The organism is Bacillus sp. hwrm1, assembly GCF_040207805.1.
Lineage (GTDB): Bacteria > Bacillota > Bacilli > Bacillales > Bacillaceae > Bacillus > Bacillus velezensis.
Genome location: NZ_CP157943.1, coordinates 237,794 through 250,624, shown reverse-complemented (window position 1 = coordinate 250,624; position 12,831 = coordinate 237,794). Strand labels below are relative to the sequence as shown.

Sequence of the window (12,831 nt, the reverse complement as noted above, 5' to 3'; positions counted from 1 at the left end):
ACGTGGATGATATGGCCTGAACAAATATGATTGAAAAATAATCATACATATCATTAAATAGGATTAGTAGTACAATAACCGAACCAATTAACATTCCGTATCTTGGAAACTTCAATTCGAATATCAATATAACTAACTGAATAATTAATAAAACCATTACCCACCCTAATAACAAACATACTAGTTGCAATCCAATAGTCCCATTTGTATAAATTATAGTTTTAAGAAATGTACCAGGTGATAAAAGTAACGCTGTAAGTAAAGTGCTTAATACTGCTAATACTAAAAACAAAATAGTCCTTAATAGGATAAGCTTAATAATAAAACTAAAAAAAATAGTTCTCTTATTAAACCGTGGTATAACATAATTTGAAAAATGCAAACTATTCAAAGACAATAAAAATACACATACTGTTATAAAGCTTGTAGGTCCACCTAATATGTTCAAGAAAATTTTCATAAAACTAATATCTATTGCTGAATTAATTGTATTATTATAAAATACGGCCGAATTTAACAACAGCAAAATTATAAATGTTAATAAAATTCTTTTGTAACTTATTTTCAGTAAATAATACAGAAAGTTATTGTTGAACATATCTTTTCAACCCAATATAAGTTCCTACTAATGAAATTGCTAAAACAAAAGATGGTATCGCAAACAGATATATAATCGAAATACCTGTAATAGTTTGAATGGGACTCATTAACAATATAGGCGATAACTGTGGGTAAAATATTTCGAAAACAGGTTCTAAAACCAAAATAATCAAAAACGGTGACACATATGCAAGATATTTATTCTTTAGGAAAGTAGACAAAAACACTCCTAAAATTGCAAAAGACCCTGCATAGTAAAACAAAATTAAAATATATATTGCCATGTAAATACTAGGATGATACTCTGCAATCTGATGAAACATTCCATAATTATCAACAAATTCAGTATACGGCAACTTGTTTCCGAACATTATTAACATCAATATGAATGATAACACAAAAGGGAGAACAAATAAGAAACCGCCGCTAATAAAGGCTGTTATCACTTTGGAACTAAAATATTTTAATAATGAACAACGTGATATAACAAATTGAAAATAACCATTTTGCTTTTCTTCTAATACATTTGTACTGTACGGTAAGCAAGAAATTAAAACAAATAAGAATATTAAGATACCGCTAATAACAGAGTCGTTCGTGCCTAACCAAAAATACAACGAAAAACTCAAATGATCTTTATCAAAATAAGGAAGAGAAAACTTTTGATAGATTGATATGAAAATATCAATAACGAAAAGGAGAATCATAATTAATAAAGAAAATTTATATTTTTTCGAGCTTAAAACTTCTATGAAATTATTTTTCAATAATTGATAAAACAAAAAAAACCCTCCCAATTCAAATAACTAGAAAGAAAAAATTCTTTCTAGTTATTATCAAATTCTATCTTCTACTATCTGGACTCCAAACTCCTTTTGCTGCAATAACTACTGCATTTGGAGGGCCTTGTACCTCTCCAGCAATTCTTACACCGAGTGCTTTACCATGATTCTTCTCAATTGCAACATTTGGTATATTCTTATGTTGACCACTACTAACAACTACGTAACGACCGCCTGATACATCCTTTTTATCTTTATTAACTATCCACAAATTTATTTTTCTGTCTCTACCTATCCATGAGTTTTTTTGATATACTGAGGAATCATTGTATTTAGTTCTAGACCCTGTATAGTTATTGGCACCAAATCCTTTTGGCATCTCGAGATAATAACCTGTATCTTTTGTGTCTCCTTTTGCCAAAGCATTAGTTGTAACTAAACCTGACAAAAGAACAATCGTTCCGAAAGAATATGTAAGTACTTTTTTGAATTTCACTATTGATCCTCCTTTTTTTGATATATAAGGATTGTATACAAAAAAATGTATTTAATCAAGTTTTTTTCTATTTTTATCAGACTTATTTCTTTTTTCTATATAAAGAGGTGTTTACTCTAGGATCATCGGACCGGGTCATCCGCTATTTCCGCATTGATAACGAAATTGCCCGGGGCGTGCTGCTCGGAACTAGCGCGCACGGAGCGGGAACATCTAAAGCATTTGAGCTCAGCTCCGTATCAGGAACGATCTCAAGCGTGTCCATGATTCTCGCCGCAATTATGACGCTGTGCGCGGCCCCGATTTTGCTTTCGTTTATGTCATAAAAGACTGCTCCTTACAGAGCGGTCTTTTTTTATTTGCCACTCAGATGGATTTGTCTGTCCTTCATAAAAAGACGAAAACACGATATGATAAGATATGAAGTGAAAAGACTGAAGAACGGATGTGTCATATGAACGGCCAGCAGCGAAGCAGCATCAGAAAAGGACTTGAAGTCGATATCGTCCTGAAAGCCGATCAGCGTTCAGGAAAGCTGACAAGAGGAATCGTGAAAGATATTTTGACGAACTCAAGCTTCCACCCGCGCGGCATTAAGGTCCGCCTTGAAGACGGACGAATCGGCCGGGTGCAGCACATTATTGAATAGAAAAAAGCCGGAGCTTCACGCCCGGCTTTTTTTCTTTAATTTCAGCAATGAAATCCTCATATGTTCTCCCTTTATATACAAAAAATTTTAAACCAACTATTGACTCTTACGTTGCGTAATACTTTAGAGTAGCCATTAAGGAGGCGGCAAACGTGATGGGTATGAAAGTAAAAGAAGTAGCTGAACTGATTGGAGTAAGCATACGTACTCTCCATCATTACGATCAAATCGGATTATTGACTCCTCAGGAAACGACCGATTCCGGTTATCGGCTTTATTCTGAAGAGAATCTTGAACAGCTGCAGCAGATACTATTTTTCAAGGAGCTCGATTTCTCCTTAAAAGAGATTAAAGAAATCATTAATAGTCCTTCATTTAACCGAAGGGAGGCATTAATTTTACAAAAGAAAATGTTGATTGAGAAACGGAATAGAGTCGATAAAATGATTGAAACCATCGATAAATCAATCAAACATTTGATGGGAGAGATTTGCATGACGAACAAAGAGCGGTTTGAGGGAATGAACTTCAATCATAATCTTTATGAACAAGAAGCTCGCAAACGGTGGGGTGATCAACCTGTCGATAAGGTAAATATTAGATTGAAAAACATGACTGATGGTGAGCAAAAAGATTTATCTGATAAGTGGACTGCAATGTTCAATAAATTTGCACTCCTTATTAACCAATCTCCCAAGTCCCCAGACGTACAAACAGCTATCAAAGAGTGGTTTGATTTTCTCAATGAAAATTTTGGTGAATATTCTTTTGATGCCTTTTACGGATTAGGTCAACTCTATATTGAAGATAAACGCTTCACTAAGAACATCGATCAGTATGGTGAAGGGTTGGCGAAGCTCATGAGTGATGCCATTACAATTTATATAGATCATCAAAAAAAGGGTGGTACCCATTAAAATCATTATCGAGGATACAATTGGGCAATACGAAACGTTATTTTCAATGATTGAAAATAGAGAAGATTATTATCGGTATTCAATGATGAAACCTTTTGAAGATATGTGGAAAAAGATGAATGTTCCCTTAAAGGCAAAGCAACCTAACGGATATGATGTAATCATGGCTACAAATATGCTGGGCTATCTGAGCATATTTGATACGGAAACCGGAAGAAAAGCATTAGAGAATCTAAAAGAAATTCAAGCTCTTCAAATTGCATATGGCACTTTAACTCATTGTGTAGAATTTATCCAACAAAACCGCTTAAAAATAAATGCTGATGAAATAAGGTTTGGGATGTATCTGGCCAATCCAAAAAAGCTTGAGTTACATAGAGGGTATTGTGGATTCGGAGGAATTCCGGGATTTATTCAAGTTTCAATATTCCCCAATTCTTATAACATACCGAGACTGCCTGCTGTAATCGCACATGAATTTCATCATAATATTCGTTTTTCGTATTTCAATTGGGATTATGGGAACGTAACGGTTGGTGATTACTTAATTATAGAGGGGTTGGCAGAATCGTTTGCCAAAGAACTTTACGGAGAAGCTCTGTTAGGTCCTTGGGTTACTTCTTTTGAAAAAGAAGACTTAGAATACTCAAAAGAAATCATCAAAGACTCGTTAAATAAGAAAGGGTTTGCTGAGGTCAGCAGTTACATGTTTGGTGACACCTTTGCAGCCGAACAAGGTTATCAGCCTGTCGGCTTATCACCGTTTGCAGGTTATGCGGTTGGCTACCAAGCGGTGCAATCCTTCATGAAAGCCAACAATGTGGGGATTAGTGAGGCCACTTTACTTGGCACAGATGAAATACTAAGTAATAGCGGGTTGTTTCTTTAAGATATGAAGATTATTTTATCCCGTATTAACGCGATGGAAGAGGGTTTTCTTTTCCCCTCTTTCCACGCTATAAATGATCATCCTATTTTTTCCGCAAGAAAACAACCTTCAAATAGTTCCCTTCTTTAAACGCGGGAATCGTTTTGAAATCTTCCGGAAGCGTGTATTCTTCCAAAATGTCGTAACGCTCATTTGTTTCTTTAAAGGCGGTCTCTATAAAGCCTTTAAATTTCTTCATATTGAAGGCGCTGCTGTTTGTCGAAGCGACGATGATGCCGTTTTTTGCAGTGATGGCGATCGTTTCCTTCAGCAGATTTTTATAATCTTTCGCCGCGCTGAACGTCCGTTTTTTTGTGCGGGCGAAAGAAGGCGGATCAAGGATGATGAGGTCAAACTCCAGCCCTTTTTTCTCCGCATAGCCGAAGTATTTGAAAACATCCATGACTTTAATGTCATGCGCCTCATAATCAATTCCGTTGGCGCTGAACTGTTCAATCGTTTTTGCGAGACTGCGGTTGGCGACATCGACGCTGGTCGTTTTCTCAGCTCCGCCAAGCGCTGCCGCAACGGAAAATGCCCCCGTATAAGAGAACGTATTCAGCACCCGTCTGCCGTTTGCATACTTGTCCCGAATCGCTTTGCGCACATGACGCTGGTCTAAGAAAATGCCCGTCATCGCCCCGTCGTTTAAATCCACCGCGTACCGGATGCCGTTTTCTTGAACAATGACCGGAAAATCTCCTCTTTCGCCTTTGACAAAATCGTCGTCTTCCACGTATTGCCCGGCCGTATCGAATCGTTTCTTTTCGTAGATCGCTTTATAAGAAAGCTCCAGTCCGTCAATCGCCTCAATCATGCTGTCCTTATAAGCGTAAATACCTTTACTGTACCATTGAATCAGCAGATAACCGTCATAAAAGTCAATCGTGACGCCACCGATGCCGTCGCCCTCACCGTTGAAAAGCCGGAACGCCGTCGTATCGGGCGCCTTAAACAGATGGGCTCTTGCTTCAGCCGCTTTTTTCAGCTTGTCCAGAAAGAAACGTCCGTCGATCCGTTCATCTCTCTCGCGGGACAGCACCCAGCCGACTCCTTTATTCTGCAAACCGTAATAGCCTTTTCCGATAAACTCACCCTTCTCGGATGTCACATCAAAAAGATCGCCCTCTGTTAAATGAGCAGAGCTTCCGGACAGAGCGTCTTTTTCAATCAGGGGGAATCCTTTTTTCAGCTTTCCGACAAATGTATCTTTCACTGTAAGTAGCTTCATTGTGCATTCCTCTTTCGTTTTGCTTTCTCTTATCGTACCATAAAACATGATCAACACCGCATTGTCCCGAAAAATTCAAAACAGGGGGAAAACCATGACAGCCAAAAGAATCGACCATACAGGCATTATGGTCAAAGATATTGAAACATCCATCGCCTTTTATCAAGACGTTCTCGGTATGCAGTTAAAGGATCGTATCACTCATACGAACGGCATTATTGAACTTGCCTTTCTCGGCTTTCAGGAAGGGCCGGAGACAGAAATTGAGCTGATCCAGGGCTACAGCAGCGAGCTTCCCGCAGAAGGAAAAGTGCATCATGTCGCTTTATTGACAGAAGATATCGCGGCGGAGTTCACGCATGCGAAGCGTCAGGGCGCCGTATTTATCGATGAAGAAATCACGACGCTTCCGAACGGGTACCGCTACTTTTACATTGAAGGACCTGACGGCGAATGGATTGAATTTTTCCAGCGTTAAAAAAAACGGGCGAAAGCGCCCGTTTTTTTATGTTTCTTCAGTGACGTGTTGTTCCGCCGCCCGTTCCTCTCTCCATTTTTGAAGATCCCAAATTCGGAAAAACGGATAATAGATGATAAATGTAATCAGGAGATTGATCAGCTGCATGACCGAACCGGAGATTTTCCCGCCCGTCGCTAAATAACCGGAAATCAGCGGCGGCATCGTCCACGGCACGGCGATTCCCGCCGGTTTTGCCACCATCCCCGTGCTCATCCCGATGTACGTCGCCGTAATGGTCAAGAGCGGCGCAATGATAAAAGGCACGATTAACAGCGGATTCATGACGAGCGGCATCCCGAAAATAATCGGTTCGTTAATGTTAAAAATCGCGGGCCCGATTCCGAGACGGCCGAGCTGTTTCATCTGTTTGCTTCTGGAGCGCACAAGCATGGTCAGCACAAGGGCAAGCGTCGCTCCGCTTCCGCCGACATTAATCCATATTTGAAAGAACTGTGTCGTAAAAATGCTCGGCAGCGCTTCTCCCGCCTGAAAAGCCAAACGGTTGGCGTCCATCGCCCCGTACCAGATCGGCGACATGACGCCGCCGATAATGGACGCGCCGTGTATGCCGCACGACCAAAGCAGCATTTGCACGAATTCGGCGATAAGACTCCCGCCGAGACTCCCGCCCAAAATAGACAGCGGGGTGCCCAGCAGATCGCCTACGACATTGTGGAGGCTTTTAAAAGGAGTTATTTCAATAAACAGACGGGCCAGCCATACAAGCGTAATAATAATGAAACCGGGGATGAGCGCAACGAACGATTTGCTGACCGCAGGCGGCACTCCGTCAGGCATTTTAATGACGATATTTCTTTGTATGATAAACCGGTACACTTCCGTAGACAGCATTGCAATGATCATCGCGACAAACAGACCTTTGCTTCCGAGCAGCGAAATCGGAATGCCGCCTCCCACCATAATCTCTGTTGCCGAGCCGTCAGGAATAAACGGAATCTGATACGGCGTCGCCAATAAAAAAGCGGCAAGGGCAATGGCTCCCGACGACAGGGCATCCACCTCATAGCTTTCCGCAAGCCGGTAGGCAATCCCAAAGGCGGCGACAAGCGCCATAATGTCAAAGGACGCATTCACGGGATACCCGAGCTTTTCAACCCAATTTTCACCGAAAAGACCAGCCATAAAATCGGCATAACCGGGAATCGGAAGACTCGTCAGAATCAGAAAAACCGATCCGATGATGATAAGCGGCATAGTCAAAATAATGCCGTCCCGCAAAGCTCTTAAGTGCCTTTGGCCGGCGACTTTTCCGGCGACAGGCATGATTTTTTCTTCCATGACCCGATTGAACGTACTCATTTATCAAAAACCCCCTTTTTGAGTTCATTGCGCAGATGTCTTAAAGCATTTTCTCCATCATATTTTGGAAACGCTTACATTTGCATACAGAAATTTTCCTTATCCTTCAGGAAAAAAAGAATTCCGCACTGCCGATATATAAAGAAAAAGGGGGAATCACAATGTATCACACCCTGAAACCGATAATGGCCGCGGCCTTGTGCGTCGGCCTGTTCTCCGCCGCGGCGCCCGCGCACGCCGAGACGCACGACCGGGACGTTATCGTGGTGTACAAAAATCAAAACGGCAAGAAATCCGCCATAGACAGCAGAGCGGATGTGGAACAGACCTATCAGCATCTCCCGGCAGTCGCCGTGTCAGCCGATTCACAAACGGTGAAAGACCTGAAACAGGACCCTGACATCTTATATGTAGAAGACAATGTATCCTTTCAGGCAGCAGACGGTTCTGATATCCGCCCGTTATCAGCGGCCCAAAGCAGCAGTTACGCGCTGCCGCAATGGGATATAGAACCGACTCAGGTCAAGCAGGCGTGGAAAGAAGGCTTGACGGGAAAAAAGGTGAAAGTGGCTGTCATTGACAGCGGCATTTACCCTCATGATGACCTTTCCATTGCCGGAGGCTATTCCGCAGTCAGCTATACTTCCTCATACAAAGATGACAACGGACACGGGACGCATGTCGCCGGAATCATTGCGGCAAAACATGACGGATACGGCATTGACGGCATCGCGCCGGATGTCCGGTTATATGCGGTTAAGGCATTAGACAGAAAGGGTGCAGGGGATCTTAAGAGCCTTCTTAAAGCAATCGACTGGTCGATCGCCAATAAAATGGACATCATCAATATGAGCCTCGGAACTAACGCAGACAGCAAAATTCTTCACGACGCCGTAGATAAAGCATACAAAAAAGGAATCGTGATCGTAGCCGCCGCAGGAAACGACGGCAACAAAAAACCCGTCAATTATCCGGGCGCCTACAGCAGCGTAACGGCAGTCTCAGCGTCAACTGAAAAAAACGGGCTCGCGGCTTTTTCCACGACCGGAAAACAAATTGAGTTTGCCGCACCCGGCACCAATATTACGAGCACGTATCTGAATCAAATGTACGCCACGGCTGACGGCACATCTCAAGCCGCGCCCCACGTCACCGGCATGTTCGCGCTGCTCAGGCAGAAATATCCCGAGGAAACAAATACACAGCTCCGGCAGCAGATGCAGCAAAACGTCAAAGATCTGGGCGCTCCCGGACGTGACAGCCGATTCGGGTACGGCCTGGTGCAATATCATGTAAAGCAAAAGAGCTATGCCGAACGGGCCGTAATAAAAGCGGAAAAGACGAAAAAACAGGCAGATATCAATCAAGCAAAAACGGCCGTCAGCAAGCTGTCCAAGTCAAAGGGAAAAACCGCTCTCGAGTCCCGGATCAATAAAGTTCAGACGGCAAGAAATGTGACGGACGCAAGAGACAAAGTCCGGACTGCCGAAAAACAAAAGAAAAAAACCGCCGTCAATGCCGCACAAAGCGCCATTCGCAAATTACCGGCCGGTTCAGAAAAAAAAGGGCTGCAAAAGCGGCTGAACGCTGTCAACTCAAGCCTTTTGAAAACAGCTGAGGCCAGCGTCAAGCAGGCGGAAAAAAAGACCTCTGAGGCCAGCACCGTAAAAGCCCAAAAAGCAGTCAGCGAAATCCAGCCGGGAAAAGAAAAAAACGCTCTGGAAAAACGGCTTGACCGGATAAAAGATAAACTCAACCGGCAGCAGGCTAGAGACAAAGTAAAAACGGCTGAAAAAACCAAGACGAAAAAAGCAAAATCAGCGGCGCAAACGGCAGTCAGCCGATTGAAGCCGTCTGCCGAAAAGACCAGCCTGCAAAAACGCGTGCGTGCGATTCGGGTGAAATAGCAAAAAAACGCTTATGAGCCGGATAACGGCTTCACAAGCGTTTCATCACACCTGCCTATTGGTTCATGGCCGGGCGGTCGATCGTGTTCCATTTCGTAAAGGACATATATCGGAAATAATGATCACGATACGGGTGCGAGGTGCCTGTATTCCAAGGCTTGTCGCTGCCGCAGAAATGGACGATGGCCGGTTCGGCACGTGTTTCTCTGTAACGTATACGGTCGATCAGTTCAGGAGGCGTTTTCTCGTTCATGATAATATGCGTCTGCGCATTCCAGCGCGGATGCAGTTCATGCCATTGATCATATAAGATCGCGTTAAGCGCGTCCTGATCATGAAACACGAGAAAATCCTCCGAGCTGTTTTCGTTAATAAAATCAATCACCTTTTCGGAAATATTTTGTTTTCTCCAAGGTTCGAAATCTATAATCATAATACCGGAATTAAAATACTTGGCAGTGTCGCTGATATTCATTTTTTTCAGCCTTTCATGCTGTCCGGCGTCTTCTACCGCCGCAACTATTGCCGGGGAAATATCCAAGTCCCATAAAACCGAAATATCTTCCATCACAATTGCATCGCAATCGATGTAAATCATCCGCTTTACGGACTCATCCTTAATTAAATCAGGGATGGAAATGCGGTAATAAGCCGCTTTTGTAATGTGGCTGCTTTCGACTGCATGCTTGTATTGATCAGCGTCTACTTCTAAAAATTCAAGCGGCGTCCCGAATGACATCGCGGTCTGTTCAAGCTTGTCCTTGTTTTCGGCAGTAATTCCGCCGTCGATTACATATAATTTTGCATCCCTTGTTTTATCCATATTCATCAATAAAGAAGCGAACATCCCACCCAAATGACGAGCATAATGATCATCGGCACATGATACGATATGCATTGTTTCATTCTTTCCCACTGATATTCATCTCCCTTTTTGTTGTACAAATGTCTTTCCCTTTTTTTAAAAAGTAAACCTCGATCTTACACATTTTTTCTGCGGGAATGTGCTGTTTACGATTTGATATCTTTTGCATTCCCTGTTCAAATTCAATCAGGATTTCAGCCTGAATCATCGTCAGAATATATCGCGCAGGAAAGCGAAAACACGTAAACATAAAAACAACCAGCCGGACTGCACATAAAAGCGGTCCGGCTGGTTGTGATGCATCAATCGTTTAATCGACTTCTTTCTTAATCCCAAGCATCTTTTCGTCTAAATAATGGGCGATGTCCGCCGCTTCCTTCAGCTCGTCGGTCAGATGCTTTGGGACTTCGTTATTTAATTTGTAATAAATTTTATGTTCAAGACTCGCCCAAAAATCCATGGCGATGGTGCGGATTTGAATTTCCGCCTTCACATATTCCACACGATTCGTCAAATAAACGGGAATTTCAATAATCAAATGCAGGCTGCGGTAGCCGTTCGGCTTCGGATGTTTGATATAATCCTTCACCTTTACGATCTTCAGGTCCTTATGCTGCTTCAAAACCTCAGCGACATTATAAATATCGGAAATAAAGGAACAGATAATCCTGACACCCGCAATATCATGAATATGCTCTTTCATTTCCTGCGTCGTCACATCGCAGCCTTTGCGCATCAGTTTATTGACGATACTCTCAAAACTTTTCACGCGTGATTTTGTATGCTCGATCGGGTTATGCCCGTGAATCAGATTATATTCCTGGCTGATGATAGAAAACTTCGTATCCAGCTCATCTAAAGCGAATTTATAAACTAATAATTCATTTTTCCAATCTTCCATGACCGTTTTCAAATCATCCATATGGGCTGTTGACAAGTCCATTTTTTTCATCTCCTTGCTTTGCTGTCCATATATGAGACGTGTCAGTCCGCGGTCAGGTTCTTTACAATATCGTGAAGATTATGTCATAAAAAAAAGCAAATGCCGGTTATGGCATTTGCCCTTTCATTTGATCAGCGGAAATAACTGATCAGGAGTCCGATGGAAAGCAGGAATCCGAAAAATGTATTGGTTTGCGCCGTTGATTTCATCGCAATAATCATGTTCATCGGCATTTCGTTTTTCACAAAGCCTTTCACGGCCTGAACGGGTTTCGGCACGCTCAGGAAGACCAGGAACAGCCACGGGCTTGTGTAACCCATAATGACAAGACCGACGATCCAGATGTAAGCGATGGCAAAAGATGCGGCCAGTATCATGACAGCCCCTCTATGCCCCATCAAAATGGCCAGGGTTTTACGTCCGCCCTTTTTATCTTCCTCAATATCACGGATATTGTTGGACAGATTAATGGCTCCGACCAAGATGGCGATCGGGATGGAAATCAAAATGCTCTGTTCATTAATTCTGCCTGTCTGAATGAAGAAAGAAATAAGGACAAATACAGAGCCCATGCAAATGCCGGAGAACAGTTCCCCGAACGGTGTATACGCAATCGGCAGCGGGCCGCCCGTATACAGATAGCCGATCAGCATGCCGGCAAGGCCGATAGCCGCAAGCCACCAGCTGCTGCTCATGCAGATATAAACACCGAGCACGAGGGCAATCGCATAAGAGCCGAGCGCCAGCTGCAGAATTGTTTTCGGCTTCATGCCGTGGCGGACGATCGCTCCGCCGATACCGACGGAATCCTCCGTATCTAAACCGCGTTTAAAATCGTAATATTCATTGAATAAGTTCGTGGCGATCTGAATCCAAAGACAGGAAAACAGCATGGCCAAAAACAGCAGGAAATCAACCTTTACGTAAAACATCGCCAATACGGTGCCGAGAAGTACGGGCACAAACGATGCCGTCAATGTATGAGGGCGGGTTAGCTGCCACAAAATGCGGCCCATGCTTTCTTTCTCGGGCGTCTTTTGGCTGCCCCCCATATTGTTTTGATTCATTTTCCTCTTCCTTTCTATTAAAAGGCTTTCACAGTCAGCCGATAACAGTAGTGTTGAATTGGGGTTTTCACGTTTTCTGCTACCTTATCTATCATAATAATTTCTTCCTCATTTCACAAGATGCGGCGCTTTATCGGCTATCCTGCCGGAAACGGCTTTTCGCCCTTCTCCATTGGGGTTCGGCACAAGCCTGCTTAAGAAAAAGCCGCCAAAATTTTTTTACCTCGTTTATATTTACGATAAGTTAAAAATCCCGCCTGAACAGCGCCTTTTTAGTATGATCATTTGCCAATTTATACATGCGTGTTTTCCATCCTTTTGTTTCTCATTCATTTTTAAGGAAATTTTAAGCTTAGGATATTAGACATATTTTGAAACTTTTTGTTAATCTAATCGTCATATACTGGTGTAATTATTGAATACGCGGGGAAGGAATTTTGAATATGATGCAAAAATTAAAACGTGCTTATGAAAATACATTGATCAAATGGACGTTTCATACGGGCTTTTATTTTCTGATATTAGTATTGCTCTTTTGGATGTATGGATTTCATACAGCGAATACCGGCACTTATATTTACAACGATTTCTAATCGGGGAGGATAA

At 42.5% G+C, this 12,831-nt stretch carries 13 protein-coding genes and 1 pseudogene; 7 read left to right on the top strand and 7 right to left on the bottom strand.

Going from position 1 to position 12,831, the window contains the following annotated elements:
• Positions 1-584: 584 nt before the first annotated feature.
• Together ABK447_RS01275 and ABK447_RS01270 are read right to left on the bottom strand one after the other, a co-directional pair.
• Positions 585-1,382, bottom strand: coding sequence for an ABC transporter permease (locus tag ABK447_RS01275; RefSeq protein WP_017418638.1), 798 nt, complete (start codon positions 1,380-1,382; stop codon positions 585-587).
• A gap of 61 nt (positions 1,383-1,443) precedes the next feature.
• Positions 1,444-1,878, bottom strand: coding sequence for a hypothetical protein (locus ABK447_RS01270; protein ID WP_025650423.1), 435 nt, complete (start codon positions 1,876-1,878; stop codon positions 1,444-1,446).
• A 134-nt stretch (positions 1,879-2,012) separates the two neighbouring features.
• Here ABK447_RS01270 and ABK447_RS01265 point away from each other — a divergent pair.
• From ABK447_RS01265 to ABK447_RS01250, 4 genes and pseudogenes are all read left to right on the top strand, one after another.
• Positions 2,013-2,204 (top strand): annotated as a pseudogene (locus tag ABK447_RS01265) (LrgB family protein); the annotation flags it as partial.
• Positions 2,205-2,332: 128 nt separating this feature from the next.
• Entirely contained in the window at positions 2,333-2,527 is a 195-nt protein-coding gene (locus tag ABK447_RS01260; protein ID WP_003150901.1) for a YwbE family protein, read from the top strand.
• A 155-nt stretch (positions 2,528-2,682) separates the two neighbouring features.
• On the top strand, positions 2,683-3,444 hold the full coding sequence (locus ABK447_RS01255; RefSeq protein WP_012118755.1) for a MerR family transcriptional regulator: 762 nt from the start codon (positions 2,683-2,685) through the stop codon (positions 3,442-3,444).
• A gap of 46 nt (positions 3,445-3,490) precedes the next feature.
• On the top strand, positions 3,491-4,333 hold the full coding sequence (locus ABK447_RS01250; protein ID WP_082187773.1) for a DUF2268 domain-containing protein: 843 nt from the start codon (positions 3,491-3,493) through the stop codon (positions 4,331-4,333).
• Between the two features lie 82 nt (positions 4,334-4,415).
• On the opposite strand, the gene ABK447_RS01245 is transcribed toward ABK447_RS01250, so the two are convergent.
• Positions 4,416-5,603 (bottom strand): class I SAM-dependent rRNA methyltransferase, encoded by a 1,188-nt coding sequence (locus ABK447_RS01245; RefSeq protein WP_094031389.1) that lies wholly within the window; start codon positions 5,601-5,603, stop codon positions 4,416-4,418.
• A gap of 94 nt (positions 5,604-5,697) precedes the next feature.
• Here ABK447_RS01245 and ABK447_RS01240 point away from each other — a divergent pair, with 94 nt between their 5' ends.
• On the top strand, positions 5,698-6,081 hold the full coding sequence (locus ABK447_RS01240) for a VOC family protein (RefSeq protein WP_003150894.1): 384 nt from the start codon (positions 5,698-5,700) through the stop codon (positions 6,079-6,081).
• Positions 6,082-6,108: 27 nt separating this feature from the next.
• Here the strand turns inward: ABK447_RS01240 and celB are convergent, their stop codons facing one another.
• A complete protein-coding gene (gene celB / locus ABK447_RS01235; protein ID WP_094031390.1) occupies positions 6,109-7,443 on the bottom strand; it encodes a PTS cellobiose transporter subunit IIC in 1,335 nt (444 codons plus the stop codon).
• 161 nt (positions 7,444-7,604) lie between these two features.
• On the opposite strand from celB, the gene ABK447_RS01230 reads away from it, so the two are divergent.
• Positions 7,605-9,350, top strand: a complete 1,746-nt coding sequence (locus ABK447_RS01230) for a S8 family peptidase (RefSeq protein WP_094031899.1) — start codon at positions 7,605-7,607, stop codon at positions 9,348-9,350.
• A 55-nt stretch (positions 9,351-9,405) separates the two neighbouring features.
• Here the strand turns inward: ABK447_RS01230 and ABK447_RS01225 are convergent, their stop codons facing one another.
• The 3 genes from ABK447_RS01225 to ABK447_RS01215 all read right to left on the bottom strand — a co-directional run bounded on the left by ABK447_RS01225 (position 9,406) and on the right by ABK447_RS01215 (position 12,225).
• Positions 9,406-10,266: a glycosyltransferase family 8 protein gene (locus ABK447_RS01225; protein ID WP_007407730.1), complete on the bottom strand. Its 861-nt coding sequence runs from the start codon at positions 10,264-10,266 to the stop codon at positions 9,406-9,408.
• Positions 10,267-10,525: 259 nt separating this feature from the next.
• On the bottom strand, positions 10,526-11,158 hold the full coding sequence (locus ABK447_RS01220) for a GTP pyrophosphokinase family protein (protein WP_007407732.1): 633 nt from the start codon (positions 11,156-11,158) through the stop codon (positions 10,526-10,528).
• Between the two features lie 131 nt (positions 11,159-11,289).
• Positions 11,290-12,225 (bottom strand): 1,4-dihydroxy-2-naphthoate polyprenyltransferase, encoded by a 936-nt coding sequence (locus tag ABK447_RS01215; RefSeq protein ID WP_003150884.1) that lies wholly within the window; start codon positions 12,223-12,225, stop codon positions 11,290-11,292.
• Between the two features lie 443 nt (positions 12,226-12,668).
• Between ABK447_RS01215 and ABK447_RS01210 the strand changes: the two genes are divergently transcribed.
• On the top strand, positions 12,669-12,818 hold the full coding sequence (locus ABK447_RS01210; RefSeq protein WP_003150882.1) for a teichoic acid D-Ala incorporation-associated protein DltX: 150 nt from the start codon (positions 12,669-12,671) through the stop codon (positions 12,816-12,818).
• Positions 12,819-12,831 lie beyond the last annotated feature (13 nt).

Bases quoted from the DNA above. Each gene is read 5' to 3' on its own strand.
- ABK447_RS01260 (WP_003150901.1), top strand. From the start codon at position 2,333: ATGAACGGCCAGCAGCGAAGCAGCATCAGAAAAGGACTTGAAGTCGAT.
- ABK447_RS01255 (WP_012118755.1), top strand. From the start codon at position 2,683: ATGGGTATGAAAGTAAAAGAAGTAGCTGAACTGATTGGAGTAAGCATA.
- ABK447_RS01250 (WP_082187773.1), top strand. From the start codon at position 3,491: ATGATTGAAAATAGAGAAGATTATTATCGGTATTCAATGATGAAACCT.
- ABK447_RS01245 (WP_094031389.1), bottom strand. From the start codon at position 5,603: ATGAAGCTACTTACAGTGAAAGATACATTTGTCGGAAAGCTGAAAAAA.
- ABK447_RS01240 (WP_003150894.1), top strand. From the start codon at position 5,698: ATGACAGCCAAAAGAATCGACCATACAGGCATTATGGTCAAAGATATT.
- celB (WP_094031390.1), bottom strand. From the start codon at position 7,443: ATGAGTACGTTCAATCGGGTCATGGAAGAAAAAATCATGCCTGTCGCC.
- ABK447_RS01230 (WP_094031899.1), top strand. From the start codon at position 7,605: ATGTATCACACCCTGAAACCGATAATGGCCGCGGCCTTGTGCGTCGGC.
- ABK447_RS01220 (WP_007407732.1), bottom strand. From the start codon at position 11,158: ATGGACTTGTCAACAGCCCATATGGATGATTTGAAAACGGTCATGGAA.
- ABK447_RS01215 (WP_003150884.1), bottom strand. From the start codon at position 12,225: ATGAATCAAAACAATATGGGGGGCAGCCAAAAGACGCCCGAGAAAGAA.
- ABK447_RS01210 (WP_003150882.1), top strand. From the start codon at position 12,669: ATGATGCAAAAATTAAAACGTGCTTATGAAAATACATTGATCAAATGG.